The 15593-nt window shown below is 42.5% G+C and carries 16 protein-coding genes; 4 read left to right on the top strand and 12 right to left on the bottom strand.

The window, feature by feature from the left end; genetic code table 11:
- On the bottom strand, positions 1-63 hold a 63-nt coding region (locus tag IM477_RS04520; RefSeq protein WP_287730706.1), incomplete at its 3' end, for a helix-turn-helix domain-containing protein.
- 90 nt (positions 64-153) lie between these two features.
- Between IM477_RS04520 and IM477_RS04525 the strand changes: the two genes are divergently transcribed.
- A complete protein-coding gene (locus tag IM477_RS04525; protein ID WP_287730695.1) occupies positions 154-1407 on the top strand; it encodes an FIST signal transduction protein in 1254 nt (417 codons plus the stop codon).
- A gap of 38 nt (positions 1408-1445) precedes the next feature.
- Positions 1446-2138 carry a Uma2 family endonuclease gene (locus tag IM477_RS04530; RefSeq protein ID WP_287730696.1) on the top strand — a complete coding sequence of 231 codons (693 nt, stop codon included), beginning with the start codon at positions 1446-1448 and terminating at the stop codon, positions 2136-2138.
- On the opposite strand, the gene IM477_RS04535 is transcribed toward IM477_RS04530, so the two are convergent.
- From IM477_RS04535 to IM477_RS04575, 9 genes are all read right to left on the bottom strand, one after another.
- Positions 2135-2914 (bottom strand): DUF1350 family protein, encoded by a 780-nt coding sequence (locus IM477_RS04535; RefSeq protein WP_004162891.1) that lies wholly within the window; start codon positions 2912-2914, stop codon positions 2135-2137. The genes IM477_RS04530 and IM477_RS04535 overlap by 4 nt on opposite strands.
- A gap of 382 nt (positions 2915-3296) precedes the next feature.
- Positions 3297-3845: a response regulator gene (locus IM477_RS04540; protein WP_287730697.1), complete on the bottom strand. Its 549-nt coding sequence runs from the start codon at positions 3843-3845 to the stop codon at positions 3297-3299.
- Between the two features lie 250 nt (positions 3846-4095).
- Entirely contained in the window at positions 4096-5874 is a 1779-nt protein-coding gene (locus IM477_RS04545) for a S8 family peptidase (RefSeq protein ID WP_287730698.1), read from the bottom strand.
- A gap of 135 nt (positions 5875-6009) precedes the next feature.
- Positions 6010-6444, bottom strand: a complete 435-nt coding sequence (locus tag IM477_RS04550; RefSeq protein ID WP_004162898.1) for a VOC family protein — start codon at positions 6442-6444, stop codon at positions 6010-6012.
- Between the two features lie 249 nt (positions 6445-6693).
- Positions 6694-8049, bottom strand: coding sequence for a 5-histidylcysteine sulfoxide synthase (gene ovoA, locus IM477_RS04555; protein WP_287730699.1), 1356 nt, complete (start codon positions 8047-8049; stop codon positions 6694-6696).
- A 40-nt stretch (positions 8050-8089) separates the two neighbouring features.
- A complete protein-coding gene (gene egtD, locus IM477_RS04560; protein WP_287730700.1) occupies positions 8090-9100 on the bottom strand; it encodes an L-histidine N(alpha)-methyltransferase in 1011 nt (336 codons plus the stop codon).
- 229 nt (positions 9101-9329) lie between these two features.
- Positions 9330-9614, bottom strand: a complete 285-nt coding sequence (locus tag IM477_RS04565) for a DUF7734 family protein (protein ID WP_287730701.1) — start codon at positions 9612-9614, stop codon at positions 9330-9332.
- Positions 9615-9649: 35 nt separating this feature from the next.
- Positions 9650-10240 carry a DUF3177 family protein gene (locus IM477_RS04570; protein WP_287673218.1) on the bottom strand — a complete coding sequence of 197 codons (591 nt, stop codon included), beginning with the start codon at positions 10238-10240 and terminating at the stop codon, positions 9650-9652.
- A 175-nt stretch (positions 10241-10415) separates the two neighbouring features.
- Positions 10416-10640, bottom strand: a complete 225-nt coding sequence (locus IM477_RS04575) for a Calvin cycle protein CP12 (RefSeq protein WP_287673219.1) — start codon at positions 10638-10640, stop codon at positions 10416-10418.
- Between the two features lie 484 nt (positions 10641-11124).
- Here IM477_RS04575 and mutL point away from each other — a divergent pair, with 484 nt between their 5' ends.
- A complete protein-coding gene (gene mutL / locus IM477_RS04580) occupies positions 11125-12777 on the top strand; it encodes a DNA mismatch repair endonuclease MutL (RefSeq protein ID WP_287730702.1) in 1653 nt (550 codons plus the stop codon).
- Between the two features lie 146 nt (positions 12778-12923).
- Here mutL and IM477_RS04585 read toward each other — a convergent pair whose 3' ends face one another.
- On the bottom strand, positions 12924-14030 hold the full coding sequence (locus IM477_RS04585; RefSeq protein ID WP_287730703.1) for a sensor histidine kinase: 1107 nt from the start codon (positions 14028-14030) through the stop codon (positions 12924-12926).
- A gap of 574 nt (positions 14031-14604) precedes the next feature.
- Between IM477_RS04585 and IM477_RS04595 the strand changes: the two genes are divergently transcribed.
- The gene (locus IM477_RS04595; RefSeq protein ID WP_004162910.1) at positions 14605-15021 is read left to right on the top strand and encodes a DUF1816 domain-containing protein; all 417 of its coding nucleotides are present in this window, start codon (positions 14605-14607) and stop codon (positions 15019-15021) included.
- 26 nt (positions 15022-15047) lie between these two features.
- On the opposite strand, the gene IM477_RS04600 is transcribed toward IM477_RS04595, so the two are convergent.
- Positions 15048-15242, bottom strand: coding sequence for a hypothetical protein (locus tag IM477_RS04600; RefSeq protein WP_079207451.1), 195 nt, complete (start codon positions 15240-15242; stop codon positions 15048-15050).
- Between the last annotated feature and the right edge of the window lie 351 nt (positions 15243-15593).

The raw sequence follows: 15593 nt of genomic DNA on the forward strand, positions 1-15593 counted from the left end.
GCGCCGCAATAGCGACTCTTGTGTTGGTGTGGGGTAAAATCGAAACGAATAGGCTTTTTCCATGCCTCACATTCTAGAATATATCGTCTAAATGCGCTAGTATTTAACGGTAAAGCCGCCGTAAAACGGCGGGGTTTCAGACCCAAATTTTCGATGAGCGATCGCATCGAGTGGATTAATGCCCTATCAACCCGTCCCTCCCTAGAAGCGGCGGTGACGGAGGTAGTGGAAAAAGTGGAAGATAAATTAGTTGGATCGGCAGATTTAGCCATAATTTTTATTTCTTCTGCCTATGCCAGCGACTATCCCCGTTTAGTTCCCTTAATCTTGGATAAACTCCCCGTTCCTGTCCTGATCGGCTGCGGTGGGGCGGGGATTGTCGGCATGGATGACAGGGAAAAAGCGCGAGAAATCGAAGCGAGTCCGGCTTTAAGTCTCACCGTCGCCCATTTGCCCAATGTGGAAGTACAGCCTTTCTATATCGAAGCGGCGGAAATGCCCGATCTCGACAGTTCCCCCTCTAGTTGGACAGAATTATTAGGGGTAGAAGCGGCCAAAAATCCCCAATTTATCCTTTTAGCCGATCCTTTTTCCAGTCGCATCAATGATCTGTTAGAGGGTTTAGATTTTGCCTACCCCAGTTCGGCCAAAATCGGCGGTTTAGTCAGTGGTGGCATGATTGAACGTTCTGGGGGTCTATTCTACCACGATCAACAAAAACCCCGTAATACCTATCTCTATCGTCAGGGAACCGTAGGAATCGCCCTTTCTGGCAAAATTATCGTCGAAACTATCGTCGCCCAGGGTTGTCGTCCCATCGGACCGATTTATCAGGTGAGTGAGGGAGAACGCAATATTATCATCTCCATGACCGGTAAAGGGGCCGATGGGACCCCGCAACCACCTTTAAATCTACTGCGGGCTTTAATCCCCTCCTTGAGGGAAAAAGACCGAGAATTAGCGCAACACTCCCTTTTTATCGGTATTGCTAGGGATGAGTTTAAAATGCAGTTGCGGCCCGGAGATTTCTTAATTCGCAATGTTTTGGGAGTAGATCCTCGCCAAGGTGCGATCGCAATTGGCGATCAAGTTCGTCCGGGGCAGCGGGTACAATTTCACCTGCGCGATGCCGAGACTTCCGCCCTAGATTTAGAATTACTTTTGCAAGCTTTTCCCCAAGAAAAACCCGCTAGTTCAGATATACTAGGTGCTTTGATCTTTTCCTGTCTCGGTCGCGGGGAAAATCTCTACGAAAAACCGGACTTTGATTCGGGTCTTTTTCAGCGTTATTTCGCCAATGTTCCCCTCGCTGGCTTCTTTGGCAACGGAGAAATCGGGCCGGTGGGCGGTCGCACTTTTTTACACGGTTATACTTCGGCTTTTGCCCTCTTTCGTCAGGGAATTTAAGGCTATACTAAATAGTTAGTACACTAGGGAGTAGAACGATGGTAAAAGCGATATCTTTCTCTGAGTCGGAGATTATCTATCCCGATAGTGACGGTAAACCGATGGCCGATAATACCAAACAGTTTCGCTGGATCGTGACGATCAAGGAAAATCTCGAATGTTTATTCGCAGAGAATGACAATGTGTTTATCGCCGGCGATCTGTTGTGGTATCCGGTCGAGGGGGATAATAAAACCTGTCAAGCGCCAGATGCTATGGTGGTGTTTGGCAGACCCAAGGGCGATCGAGGTTCCTATAAGCAATGGTTAGAGAACCAGATTGCGCCGCAGGTAGTCTTTGAAATTCTCTCTCCAGGCAACAATAAAGCGGAAATGCGCCGAAAATGGCAATTTTATCAGCGTTTTGGCGTAGAAGAATATTATCTCTACGATCCCGATGCTAATTATCTACAGGGTTGGTGGCGAAGGGGTGATCACTTGGAGATGATTCCTGCGATCGATAATTGGCAGAGTCCGCTTCTACAGATCCGTTTTCAACTGGAGAGTCCCCAGTTAGCTATTTTTTATCCCGATGGCTCGCGGTTTTTGACCACCCTAGAAATCAAGCAAAAGGCTGAATTAGCCGAACAGCAAGCCCAACAGGAACGTCAACGGGCCGAATTGGCTGAAGCAAAATTAGCCCGCATAGAGGCGCAATTACGGGCAATGGGGATTAATCTAGAGGAAAGCTAACGAGAGGCTGGAAGGACGGGATTTAACCAGTGGAGAATCTCATCTTTGAGACGGGAATTATCCCGGGCAAGTCCCTGTTTTAACCATTGGCCGATCGCATCGAGGGGAGTAAATACTTCTCCGGTTTGCCAACTGACATCTTGACTCAAGGGAGTGAGATGATTGCCCGGGAGAGTTCGCAGGGCAATTAAATCATTAAAGCGTTTTTTTAGCAGGGGATTTAATACCAGAGATTGATCGATCGTGTCGTCTTGAAAACGGATTAAAAGATTGCGACGAATGGCATAATCTTGGAAAATTAACTCGTTTGTTTCTTCGGGGGAAGGAGTAAATTCGAGGTTAAAAGTGGTGTCAATTTGCAAAGGTTCGATAAAGGGAATAGCTCGACGAATGGGATAATTATTAAAGGAAATGAGGATATTTCCCGCCCGTTCCACTTCGTAGAGACTACCGATTAATAAATGTAGTTTACACCCCATACTGTGACCCAATCCGTAGATGGGGAGATAACCTTGGGGCAGACTATGATTCCAGCGCAGACGTTCAATAATATTATCAAAACGGTTTAAAACTGTGCGGGCGATCGATTTGTGATCGAGGGTATTAACAAAGGGAGTAGCAACAATAGCATATCCTGAATTCCCAAGACTTTCTAATAACCAACGATAGGTAATATTCGGGGCCGCCGCCACAAATGCCCCCCCTAAAAAGTGAATGATACCCCGGGGACGACGGGGGAGAAAAACCCAATTACCTGCTATTTCTTGCCAATTCATACTAAATCCAGTTATTAAAGACTGATTATCTATTCCTCTTTTTGCATGAGTGCCTCTTGCATGAGTGCCTATCCTTATAAGTAGCCTATACTCAACGGATTTAGTATCATAATTAGTTATCAGTTAACTAATAACTTATACTAAATCCAGTTATTAAAGACTGATTATCTATTCCTCCTTTTGCATGAGTGCCTCTTGCATGAGTGCCTATCCTTATAAGTAGCCTATACTCAACGGATTTAGTATTAGTCACTCACCAAATAAAGACTACTTCATATTATCCTAAATCCTGTTTAAAAGGGATAGGAGATTAGCCAGAGATTGGCACCGCCGGATAAGGATAACTGCTTGCCCAAGTCATCAAAAATCGGGCTGAATAGTTCTAGACCAGTTTTTTCTTAATAAAAGCCACTAATTGAGACATTTGTTTCTTCATAGTTTCCATTTCTGTTTGCATTTGGGCAATTTGGGACCGGAGAGTCTGAATATCGGTGCTATAATCCCCGGTGAGTTCCTCTAGTTTCGGGCTAAAAACTGTTGGTTTGGGGGAATATTGTTTGGCCTTAGCCCTCGCTTCTTTAATCGCTTGTACCAATTGTTTTTGGTCGAAAGGCTTCTCAATAAAGGCAAAATGCTGGAAAGGTTCGGGGATTTTCTCTACTACCTCCTCTTTCCGTCCCGACATTAACACTAGGGGGATACTTTTGAGATTATCTTCGGTTTGGATTTGCTGAAACACCTCCCAACCGCTCATTTTCGGGAGAAGGAAGTCCAAAATAATCAAATTCGGGTTTTCGGTACGGATGAGATTATAACCCTCTAATCCGTCTTTAGCTTCGAGAAATTCAAAGTTACCCTCTGGTAACATATCGCGAACGTGCATCCTGATCACTTTACTGTCATCGATAACGAGAATTTTATGATTTGACACGATAGACACCTTAGAAAAGAGACAATAGATAAACTCGATGATTCGAGGGGGTATTGGGGGAAACTTTCGAGATAGGGATTGGGGATTCCCAAAAAACCCTTAGAAACTAACATACACCATAAAGAAAAAACCTCGGTTAATGTCCGAGGCTGCTGTTGTAGGAGAACTCAATGCAAAACAAAAGGAAGATACCAAAACCAAAGAGGTTTTTATCGGTAAATCACCCTTATTGTCCCATTGTAACCCCTGTTTAAGCGTATCGGGATGAAGTAGCACTTTTTAGGGCTAAATAACCTAAACCGAGACATAAAAGCGCATTTACGCCCAAAAATGTCCGAGCGATCGTACCAGAACCTAACCAGATCAGAGTAGGATGGATAACAGCACTGATACCTAAAGTCACCGCCATAGCTAAAGATACCCCCACCGCTAACCATTTTGCTTGGGGATGACCCAAAAGCAGAGCAATCAGGACAAAGGGCAGGATAACACTAGCAAAAAGCGGATTAAGGGCAGAACTTCCCTGAATAACACCTCCTAGGTCGGAAAGAGAACTCCCCATCACTCGGAAAGGCCATTGGGGTAAATCGAAGATATAAAGACCTCTGAGGAAAAATAAGCCAGAACTGCCAAAAATTAGACCAGCATTCAAAAATCCGTTCCAGGAGAAGGGAAAATAACTTCTCAGTAGCCAAGCAAGAAGATAAGAACCCAAAACCATGGCCATTTTGGGCAAAACCGCCACCGCGCCGCCATCAATCCAGAAACGGGGATTGAGATAACCGTTATCGCGCAACCAACGCCAAAAATCCCGGAAAGTAATCTGTCCTTTCAGGGCCAATTGTAGGGCATTGCCCGCGTCTAATTGTCCGGCCCCAAAATGATTAAAGGGATCATCATTGATCTTACGGGCCGACTGTTGCAAAACCTCTAAAACTGCATTGGGTTCTTTAATTCCCGCAGCCTTGATTAAAGCTACCACCCCGGCAACGTGAGGGGCCGCCATGCTGGTTCCCTGAAAACCGAGGAACGCCGGTTCCCCCCCCTTAGCCGGATCGATGGTTTCTTGGACAATTTTACCCGTATCGGAGCCGCCTGGGGCAGCAATATCGATTCCAGCCCCGAAATTAGAATAGGGGGCTTTATTTCCGGAGGCATCTACCGCAGAAACGCCGATAACGTGCGGAAAACGGGCGGGATAGGCGGCGGAATTATCATCGGCATTACCGGCAGCGGCGACGATTACCACACCTTTGCTATAGGCATATTCGATCGCCTCTTTCATTACTTGGGTTTCCCCTCCACCCCCTAAACTCATATTGATGACATCGGCCTTATTATCGACGGCAAAACGGATCGCTTCGGCAATATCTCCCACGGTTCCCCCACCCGTCCCGGAAAGCACCTTGAGGGGCATAATTTTGGCTTTGTAGGCGATGCCGGCCACCCCGTAGTTATTGTTGGTCGATTGGGCAATTGTTCCCGCTACATGGGTTCCGTGACCGTTATCGTCCTCGGCATTGCTGCGATCGTTGACGAAGTCGTAGCCTTCGACAAACTCGGTTTCTCGCAGATCGGGAACTATTGATACGCCTGTATCAATAACGGCGACGGTGATCCCTTCACCGTGATTTTCTTCCCAAGCACGTTCGATGTTAATTCCCCTTAGGTTCCACTGTTTGCTATAGTCGGGGTCATTGGGGGCGATAAAAGTATGATAAATATAATCGGGTTCGATCGATTCGGTGTATTTTTTTAGGTCGGAATTGCGGAGATTTTTCAGGAGTTTGCTATCTCCATCGATAATGTAAAGATGTTCATCGATGGAAAAGATACTATTTAAACTGGTGGGTTTTCCCGCTTTTTTGTTGATAGTATTTAACTGCTCATCGAGGACGCTGACGGGTATATCGTCTTTAAAGTCGATCAAAATTGATTGATATTCGCCCCGATTTGCTAATCCAGTAAAGTTAAAGAGAGCAAATCCTAGACCGATAATGAATAGGGTTAACAATAAAAGTTTTTTCATAGATTTCCTAAGAATTGATCATTGCCAGCCAAGGTTTTTTTAGTTTTGATGAGAAAATCTGAGCGAAGTTCCCCTATTTTTGTCTCGATTGAGGAGAGGACTAACCGGTTACAAAAAAGTCACCTGTTGTTTATTTCAAGCTCGATCGCCGATCGCTGTTAATTCCCGACTGGCAAAAATAGCTTCGTAGTGGCGATAATGTTTGAATTCCAGGAGATTATAGAAAGGATCCTCCAGGAAAAAGGTTTTATGTTCGGTTATCTCCCCAGTAAAGCGAGTTTTTGGTTCTAGATAAAATTTTAGTTGATTGACTCGCGCTTTTTCGAGAAGATTGTCCCAATCGCTGGCATCCGGCAGAATTAGACCAAAATGGCGAGGATAAATGCTATTTTGGGGAGTAAGAGGCATTTCGGTGACGTGAGCGACTACCTGATGACCGGAGAAATTTAAGATAATCGCTTTCTCGGTTTCCCTTCCCGCTAAACAACCTAAACCATCACAGTAAAAGCTTTTAGCACTGGACACATCGGTAATCGGAATAGCGAGATGAAAAATTGCAGGTTGATTCATGGTAATCGATTTTATCCGCGCTCTACTAGGTTCTATTGTAGCGATCGAGGGGCAACTGTTACAGGAATTTTTTCTTGAAATTGGCAATTACCTAGGGTTTGCAGAATAAATCTAAAAACCTTGTTGGATAATATCTTTAGGCTTTTTTGACATCAAAAAGTGCTGGCCTTTGCAGTAATCGGGGGGGAAAATTAGGCACTTTTTCCCTGAAAATGGGTAAAACCCCACACCCCACACCCCACACCCCACCTAAAGACTTTGTGCGATTCTAAAACCAGCGTGTTGATAAAAATTCCGGCGAAACCAATTGCGATAGTAGGGTAGGATTTCTGTGCCGTTAGTCACCCAAGCTCCTCCTAACATCATTTTATGTTGACTATTAAAGAAAGGAGTGGAATTGTCAGCATAGAGGTAATGGGGTTGAAAGTCAGTTAAGGGATTAAAATCATCTTCTAGCCATTCCCAGACGTTACCGCGTAAATCATCAATTTCTGAGTTATTGCCAGCATTTTTTAACATTCCTACGGGAGTGGGAGAACAGAATTTTAAATTGAGGTTATAGTCCTCAAAGTTATCGTTTTCTAGGGTATAACATCGATTTTTTTGACTGCCATAGGTGGCTAAATTCCACTCAGCTTCCGTCATTAAACGTATTCCTTGACCTTGAAAACGACAGTAGGCGATCGCTTCATAATAGTTCACTTCTACCGGCCAATCAAGAGGTAAATCGAGAGCATCAAACATGGCTCGATATTGATAATTTCCTCGCTCATCTACCAGCCAAAATTTAGGATATTTGACTCGATAATGATTTTTCCATTGCCAAGCTTCTTCATCCCAATAGCTGGGATTTTCGTAGCCACCATTATCGACAAATTCTTGAAATTCTCCGTTGGTAATCATATATTTACTCACCAGAAAATTGTTAACTTGAACTTGCCGATAACCATACTCATTATCCCAACCATAAATAGGAGAATCTTGGGGTTTACCAATTTCCACTATTCCCCCAGAGACCTCCACCATTTGGTTAGGATAAGCTTGACCAAAAGAAGGGGCATAATGCCACCCTTGAGGACGTTGCAGACGCTCTAAGGGCAGTTGTCTGAGTAACATTGAAGATGTTTCAAAGTGAACACGCTGATGCTCAATTCCCATCATTAATGACCAGAGAGAATGCTGAGGATGAATAGGAAGATTAAGGGGGATATTTTTAATTATTTCGACCACAATTTCATAGACTTGTTGCCGATATTCCCAAACCTTAGCCACCCCGGGCCACTGAATATGGGCGATAGCAGAGTTTAATTCTGCGGGAGTTGCCGGATCTACTCCCACTCCAAACAATAATTCGTAGTCAGGATTAGGGCTTTTTTTTAATAGGTTAACCAGCTGCAATTTATTAAGATAAAAAGCGGCAGCATGACCTAAATAAAAAATGAGGGGATTTCTTAAATCGTCAGGGTTACAATAAAAAGCTTCTTCTTTGATGATGCTTTTTAACAGCATATCTTCTAATTGCCAAGCATTTTCAAAATAGTCCAGTAGATTTTCTCGACTACATTTATTTAGAGATATAGGAGCCTGTGCTTGAATATTTTCCATGTTTTAATGCCTCTATTACTGATGATAATGTTTTCGTTATTTACAGGGATAACTGACAGAGAATTAACCCGAATAAATTTTCAGGATCGGTGAAAACCCTAAGCGGTTTTAATCCCTTTGATTCTAGGTCTTTTTGCATGGTTTCTAGGTTGAATTTACGCGAAATTTCTGTCAAAATACTTTCTGATGCTTGAAAATTAACTGTTAAATCGATTTTTTTAAGATGAACATGGTGAGTTTTTTGACAAATTAAATACATTTCAATTTGGGATTTGTCTTGATTATAGATAGCTTGATGACTAAATAAATCAAGGTTAAAATCAGCTTGAAAACGCCAATTTAAATGGGAAAGCATATTTAAATTAAAAGCTGCTGTCACCCCTTGGGCATCATTATAAGCTGCTTCTAAAATTGCCGATTGTTTTTGGAGATCAATCCCTAATAAAAAATAATCTCCAGCTTTTAGGACAGTGGCAATTTCTTCCAAGAATTTATCACATTCAGATGCAGAAAAATTACCGATCGAACTTCCCAAGAAAAAAATCATTCTGGTATTATAGGAAGTGTTTTGATAATAAGCTAAGGCCTGTTCGTAGGTTCCAATTAACCCCTGAATGGGTAAATTAGGATATTCTTTTTGTAATTCTATGGCACTAGCTTTGAGAATAGTTTCACTAACATCGATAGGTACATATTTAGAGGATTTTTGTTGCCGATAATAAGCGTCCAATAACAGACGAGTTTTCGTGGAACTACCACTACCTAATTCTATCAATTCGCAGGGACCCGTATAGGCGACAATTTCTTGAGCATATTCTTGGAGAATAGCGGCTTCTGTCCTAGTGGGATAGTATTCTGGTAATTGACAGATTGCTTCAAAAAGTTGGGACCCTTGCCGATCATAAAAATATTTAGATGGTAAACTTTTGGGGGTTTTAGTTAATCCTTTAATCACATCTTTTCCCTCGTCTTTAACCATATTTTGACCGGTGGCAGAGGTAACTAAATACTCAATTTGTAATAGTTCTTGGTTAGGTGGGTTAAGTTGCATAGATTCTCCGATTATTCTCAAGTTTTTTGATTGTTCTCGATCGATGCCGAGGATGAAATCCACTTTGACAGCTTGAATACTGGCAGCGATTATTGTTCTTTGGTAATTTTACCACTAAAACGCCGCAAAATTTACCTCTTGTCTAGATAGACAAAGTTTATGGATGGTAAATAAAAGCTGTTAAATCCATCGAGATGGGTGCTGATATTATCCAAGCAAAATTACCAGTTCAATTAATCAGTAAAGATTGCATTTCCTCTAAGGTAAGATTTTCTTGGATATAGCGAGGATTAAGGGGATGATAAGGACTAGCAAGACGATCTATCTTAATAACTCTAGCAGTTTCAGGAATGATCGGAATATCGGGATCGTAGGGGGTGCCGCGGGTAAGGGAACTAGAAAAACCTTTAAAAATAGAGATTTCTTCCTCCTCCCCATCCACAACAATAGTCACTAATAAAACCTCTTGGGGATTTTTGAGGGTGTATTGTTCGAGTTGTTTACCAATATTCATAGAAAAATGGCTAATTATCGATAGCTAAAGACCTACTATTGTAAAGCTGAACGTCCCTGTTTGCCAAGGCGAATAAGAAGAAAATGGGCAAAATAGAGAGTATAAAAAGAGAGACCAACTAAACCAAAAAAGCCCAAAACATTAGCGGTAGCTTCTGAATGAAAAATCTCGCGAAACTGCCAAGGTGCTTCCTGCCAAACTTGACAATAGGGAGAATTTAGCAATTCCCCTGACATAGCACAGGAGAGAAAAGGTAAGGTAGAAATCGCGCCCAAAGGACAATAAATCGTTACTGCCCAACGCCAAGCAGTGGTGACAAATTTAATTGGACTGGAGGGTAAATCTTTAATTTCATCGTTAATATCCACCCAAAACCAGAGGGAAATCGGGATTAAAATCTTAGCTAAAAAACTGGTGACAAAACCAATCGGCCAGGAAGCGATCATTAAATATACAGTAATTAATAAAAGACTAGCCACTCGCCAATAGATAATAAACAATTTTTGTAATGATTCGATTTTTGCAAATAAAGACCAAATTAACAAAATTGCCGGAATAATCACCGTAAATAGGACGGCTAAACGATAATCTATCCAAACGAGAGGACGAAACCAAAGTTGATTCATAAACTATTCAGACATAATTACACTGTCAATATTTTACTGTCTTCGGACGCAGGAGCCAAAATCGGCCACAGCTTGACCAACAAACAAAAAAACGAGGGGCGATCCCTTTATAGCTGAGATCGCCCTAAAGCTAGGATTCTACTGTGAGGAGAGAAAAAACCGCTGCCTGACTGCATTAATCTTCATAAATGCGACACTCGGCGGCATCGGGATTAGAATCACAATAATTTTCGAAGTAGGTTTTTTGGGGGTGGTCCTGACGTTGGTGAGCGGCTTCTGCTTGTAATTCTTCCACCGCATCCCAAGCGGCGGCGCATTCGCCAGAGGTGGCACCTTCCGTACTACAGACGGTTCTGGCGTTTTCTAGCTCTTCTTGAATTTTATCTTGGATATTGCTCATGATTCCTCTGGAATTGATCTATTGACACTCTAACAATTATACAGTCACCTTCTCAAGCCACAGGATCGGTTATCCCACTCGATCGCCTTTCCTGTGCTATGAAGCCGATCCTAGCGCAATTTTTGGGGAATTTAACATCAAGATTTCCTGACCGGGCCAATTTTTAGCCTACATTCCGCACTGGAGAAATGCCAGAGGGATTTCTCCCCGGCATAGACAGCGAGCAGAACCATATATCGACTTATTTAGGCCGTCTTACACCAAATCCGTTTTTAATAGTGTGATTAACTGCCAAGTTATCGAAAAAATCGGGTCTAAAACCTCGCCTTAAGGCGAAAAGTTTTTGGAGCGGGGCATAAATCCCCTTTGCCTCTTGCATGAGTGCCTCTCCTGATATGTAGCCTATACTCAACGGATTTAGTATTACCATGGGCCCCATGTGCGACAATATACCGAGTTTGCCCTTGGCTAAAACCATTAATTGATGACCTTGCCCATACAAGTTTTACCCCAAGACGTAATCGATTTAATTGCCGCAGGAGAGGTAATCGACTCTTTAGGCGCTGTGGTGCGAGAATTAGTCGAAAATGCCATTGATGCTGGGGCAGATAGGATTAACATCGATATATCTCCCCAAAACTGGCGAATACAAGTATCGGATAACGGCAGGGGAATGTCTAGAGAAGATTTGCAACTGTGTAGCTATGCCCACAGTACCAGCAAAATCCGCCAACGCGACGATCTTTGGCAGATTACCAGTCTCGGATTCCGTGGTGAAGCTTTGCACAGTATCGCACAGGTGGCGCATCTGCGGGTTGCCAGTCGCCATGACGATGATTTAGGTTGTTATTGTCTTTACAATCACCAAGGCGAGCCGGGTAATTTAGAAACGATTCCTATAGCTATCGGTACTATCGTCACGGTAGAGAATCTCTTTGGTAACTTTCCCGTCCGTCGTCAAGCTTTACCGTCAATTAACAAACAATTAAAGGATATACAGACTTTAATTCATAATTTTGCTCTCTGTCATCCCCAAATTACTTGGCAGGTTTTTCAAGATCATCAAGATTGGTTACGCATTAGTCCGGGTAAGGATGCCAGTCAAATATTACCCCAATTAGTTAAATCTCTGCATTTGAACGATTTAGCATCGCTAAAACTTGACTTAACGACTCCTGACGCAGAATCTGCTCAAATTGAATTAGTCATTGGTTTGCCCGATCGCATTTCTCGCCATCAACCAGATTGGGTTAGAATTGCTGTTAATGGGCGAATGGTGCGCTCATCGGAGTTAGAACAGGCAATATTTGAAGCTTTCGCTCGCACAGTCCCTAAAGATCGCTATCCCGTTTGTTTTCTCCATCTACATCTTAACCCTCGTTCGATCGATTGGAATCGTCACCCAGCCAAAGCGGAAATATACCTGCATAACCTCATTTTTTGGCAAGAACAGATAATTTCAGCCATAGATAAGGCGTTAGGACTAAATCCCGAACATATACCCGAAAAAGCGCAAAATCAGCGCGTCAGTCAAATTCTCAAGGCTGCCGAAGAAAAAAGCACCTATACAATAGGGGAGAAATACCCGAAAAATCGGCTGGAATTAAAGGCAGTAGCCCAAATTCACCAAACTTACATAGTTGCCGAACATCCTCACGGATTATGGTTAGTCGAACAACATATTGCCCATGAGCGGGTTTTGTACGAACGTTTAGAGGATAACTGGGAAATCGTGCCGTTAGATACTCCGATCATCTTAAATCAGTTAACTACTCGACAAATCGAACAATTACAACGTTTAGGATTAGAAATTGCTAGTTTTGGCGATCGCTCTTGGGCAATTCGTAGTATTCCTGTTCTACTCAAAGAACGCGAGGATCGGGCTGATGCTTTACTAGAATTAAGTTTAGGGGGGGATTTACAAACCGCTCAGGTTGCTACCGCTTGCCGGAGTGCTATCCGCAACGGTACAGCTTTAAGTTTAAAAGAAATGCAGAATTTACTCGATGATTGGCAAAATACCCGTAATCCCCGCACCTGTCCCCACGGAAGACCGATTTACTTATCCTTAGAAGAAACTTCGCTCGCTCGCTTCTTCCGTCGTCATTGGGTTATCGGCAAAAGTCACGGCATTTAATCAGTTATCAGGAGATAGGAGTCTCCGAGTCGGGAGTCGGGAGATAGGGAGATAGGGTGATAGGGATTTAGGGGTTTAGGGAAATTTCAGCCAAATGCTCCACTTCCCCAGTTCCCCAGTTCCCCAGTTCCCCACTTCCCCATCTCTCAATTGGCCGATATTGCTAGGGAAAAACGGAAAGTGCTGCCTTTACCTAATTCACTTTTCACCTCGATTTGACTTTGGTGTAATTCCACTAAACGACGGGTAATCGCTAAACCAATACCACTACCCCCAGAATAACGGGAACGAGAACGATCGGCCCGCCAAAAGCGCTCGAAAATAAAGGGTAAATCCTCTGCTGCGATGCCAATTCCTGTATCGATAACGGCAATTTGTAGGCGATTTTTGTCCCTTGTCACTTGCAGGGTAATTGCACCATTATCGGTGTAACGAATGGCATTACCGAGCAGATTAACTAAGATTTGTTCGAGGCGATCGGGATCGGCCATGACAGATGGTAAATTGGGGGGACAATCTAACTGTAAAGTCGGTCCATCTTCTAATAATTGATCGGCAAATTTTTCGATGAGAGAATTTAACAAAGGCAATAAATTAACAGGTTGCAGTTTAATCGAGAGATAACCAGATTCCGCTCGCGATAGCTCCTGTAGATCGTGGGTTAAACGTTCTAACCTGCGGGTTTCTTTCACTAATTTCTGATAAAGTTCTGGATTAGGTTCGATCGCACCATCGGCTAATTCTTCTAAATATCCCCGTACCACAGTTAAAGGGGTGCGTAATTCGTGGGTAAGATCACCGATTAATTCCTGGCGCCGTTTTTCCACATCGGCTAAACTAATCGCCATCTGATTAAAACTGATGGCTAATTGATTTAATTCTGGGATTTCGCTTTCTGGAACTCGCGCCGATAAATCCCCTTCAGCAAAATTTTTAGTGATTTGTTTCATTTGTTTTACCGGTTTCATAATGCGTTGAGAAACCAAAAAACTCAGATAACCAGCCGTACTTCCTCCCGCAATGAATGACCAAATGGCACTACTATCCCAAGCTGTCTCAAAACCCCTAACCAAGAAAGTTCTCGCTGATCGCACGGTAAAAAATCCCTGCCTTTCTAACTGTTCCAAACGCAAAACAAACATTCGCGGAGAAGATAATTTAGCAATGATAATAAAGCTACTCAATCCCACCACCATAACGAGGAGATGGGATAAAAATAATCTGGTTCCTAAGCTTAATTTTGGTGGCTGCATATTTGTTTAAAAACTCTATTTGTTGTCAATATTATTGAGAGATTGCTGCATAAATCTAAAAACCTTGTTGGATAATATTTTTTGGTATTTTTGAAATCAAAAAGTGCCAGCCATTGGATTGTTCGGTGGGAAAATTTAGGGACTTTTTCCCTGAAAATTAGGTAATTGACCACCTAAAAATGGGGAAAACCCTACACCCTACACCCCACACCCTACCCCTAGGAAAAACTTTTTGCCGCAAACCCTATTGACAGGGTTTCTCATAAATATGAAGTATAACAGGATTTGGCATCGACCACCGACTCCAAAAAACAAAAACTTTGTACCTCACCATTAAGATAACGGCCCTAGATTCGGCTACAGCATCATAAAGAACTCTATCGGGTTCTTCTTGTTGAAGAATCTCTCGTCAAGCTATGCTGTGAGGGGAGAGTAGGTCAAAACCTAACTTTTTGCCGCTCTATGCTATCGTATCAAGATGCGCTACTCTGTTAGGAGATGATTTTGCTTGAGTCATCTGCTCAAAGTAGCGTCTGTTTTTTAACCCTTACCCTTAAAAGAGAATCTTTTCTGTATGCTAGAGGCTAATAATCAGGGAGAGAATCAAATATTTCTCTATGAAGTTGTTTTTTCCGGTTCTTCTGGCTCTTTGCCTCAACGCTTCTCCCGGACAGTCCTGCGAGTACCTAAAAGCCGCATGAGTCAAGAAACACAGCGCCTCCTGCGCCAAGGGGCTAAGATTCTCAGTATAAGGCCTCTTGACCCAGAAACTGCCCCGATTAAGCCTAGTTTACCACCTCAACCTTGGTGGATAGAGATCACCACCACTCAGCCGAAATGTCTCTATTATTTCGGTCCTTTTGAGAGTTTTTCTGAAGCTTTATCCCATCAATCCGGTTATATCGAAGACCTCCAATCGGAATCTGCCCTGGGAATTAACAGCGAAATTAAACAATGTCAGCCAGAGGTTTTAACTCAAGAATATTTTTAATGTATGGTATCTAATTATACAGATTTTTAGGAATAGTTAGCTTCCTCTTGTTTTCGTTTAATCATGCCTTCACCTTCACAGAATTTACAGGGGACGGATTCATTCTCTGTCTCTAGATAGATTCTTCCTTTGCCCTGGCAGTGGGGACAGATAACTTTTTCTTCCCACCAATAATTCTCTAAAAAAGCCTCATCGGTAATATAGGTAAAATCTTCAAACATTGGCTTGTCCTCTTATCGTTGAGATAGCTTAATCTGGATTCATCTTTCAACCTGAGAAATTGAAAATCACTTTTACCCCCATCGTAAAAAAGATCGGGTTCATTCTTCTTGAAACTTAAATTACTTCATATTTATTTATGTTTATTAATATATGATGAGTGTTCACTATCAATCGGGTGTATCTCATATTTGTGAATTTCTCTCACTTATGGTGATCAGCAGAAGTTATACTAAGCTAAAACGCACTTAAACCACCTAAAATAGAAATAGTAATTTTAGAAAAATCCTACTTATGCCAGCCAAAGATTTCCTAGACTTAGAAGAAAAGAAAACCTTACAAAAAGCTCTTAA

It is taken from the genome of Microcystis sp. M090S1 (assembly GCF_020246295.1).
In the GTDB taxonomy this organism is placed as follows: Bacteria; Cyanobacteriota; Cyanobacteriia; order Cyanobacteriales; family Microcystaceae; genus Microcystis; species Microcystis aeruginosa.

Bases quoted from the DNA above. Each gene is read 5' to 3' on its own strand.
- IM477_RS04550 (WP_004162898.1), bottom strand. From the start codon at position 6,444: ATGAATCAACCTGCAATTTTTCATCTCGCTATTCCGATTACCGATGTG.
- ovoA (WP_287730699.1), bottom strand. From the start codon at position 8,049: ATGGAAAATATTCAAGCACAGGCTCCTATATCTCTAAATAAATGTAGT.
- IM477_RS04545 (WP_287730698.1), bottom strand. From the start codon at position 5,874: ATGAAAAAACTTTTATTGTTAACCCTATTCATTATCGGTCTAGGATTT.
- IM477_RS04570 (WP_287673218.1), bottom strand. From the start codon at position 10,240: ATGAATCAACTTTGGTTTCGTCCTCTCGTTTGGATAGATTATCGTTTA.
- IM477_RS04565 (WP_287730701.1), bottom strand. From the start codon at position 9,614: ATGAATATTGGTAAACAACTCGAACAATACACCCTCAAAAATCCCCAA.
- IM477_RS04530 (WP_287730696.1), top strand. From the start codon at position 1,446: ATGGTAAAAGCGATATCTTTCTCTGAGTCGGAGATTATCTATCCCGAT.
- IM477_RS04535 (WP_004162891.1), bottom strand. From the start codon at position 2,914: ATGAATTGGCAAGAAATAGCAGGTAATTGGGTTTTTCTCCCCCGTCGT.
- IM477_RS04600 (WP_079207451.1), bottom strand. From the start codon at position 15,242: ATGTTTGAAGATTTTACCTATATTACCGATGAGGCTTTTTTAGAGAAT.
- egtD (WP_287730700.1), bottom strand. From the start codon at position 9,100: ATGCAACTTAACCCACCTAACCAAGAACTATTACAAATTGAGTATTTA.
- mutL (WP_287730702.1), top strand. From the start codon at position 11,125: ATGACCTTGCCCATACAAGTTTTACCCCAAGACGTAATCGATTTAATT.
- IM477_RS04585 (WP_287730703.1), bottom strand. From the start codon at position 14,030: ATGCAGCCACCAAAATTAAGCTTAGGAACCAGATTATTTTTATCCCAT.
- IM477_RS04525 (WP_287730695.1), top strand. From the start codon at position 154: ATGAGCGATCGCATCGAGTGGATTAATGCCCTATCAACCCGTCCCTCC.
- IM477_RS04575 (WP_287673219.1), bottom strand. From the start codon at position 10,640: ATGAGCAATATCCAAGATAAAATTCAAGAAGAGCTAGAAAACGCCAGA.
- IM477_RS04595 (WP_004162910.1), top strand. From the start codon at position 14,605: ATGCTAGAGGCTAATAATCAGGGAGAGAATCAAATATTTCTCTATGAA.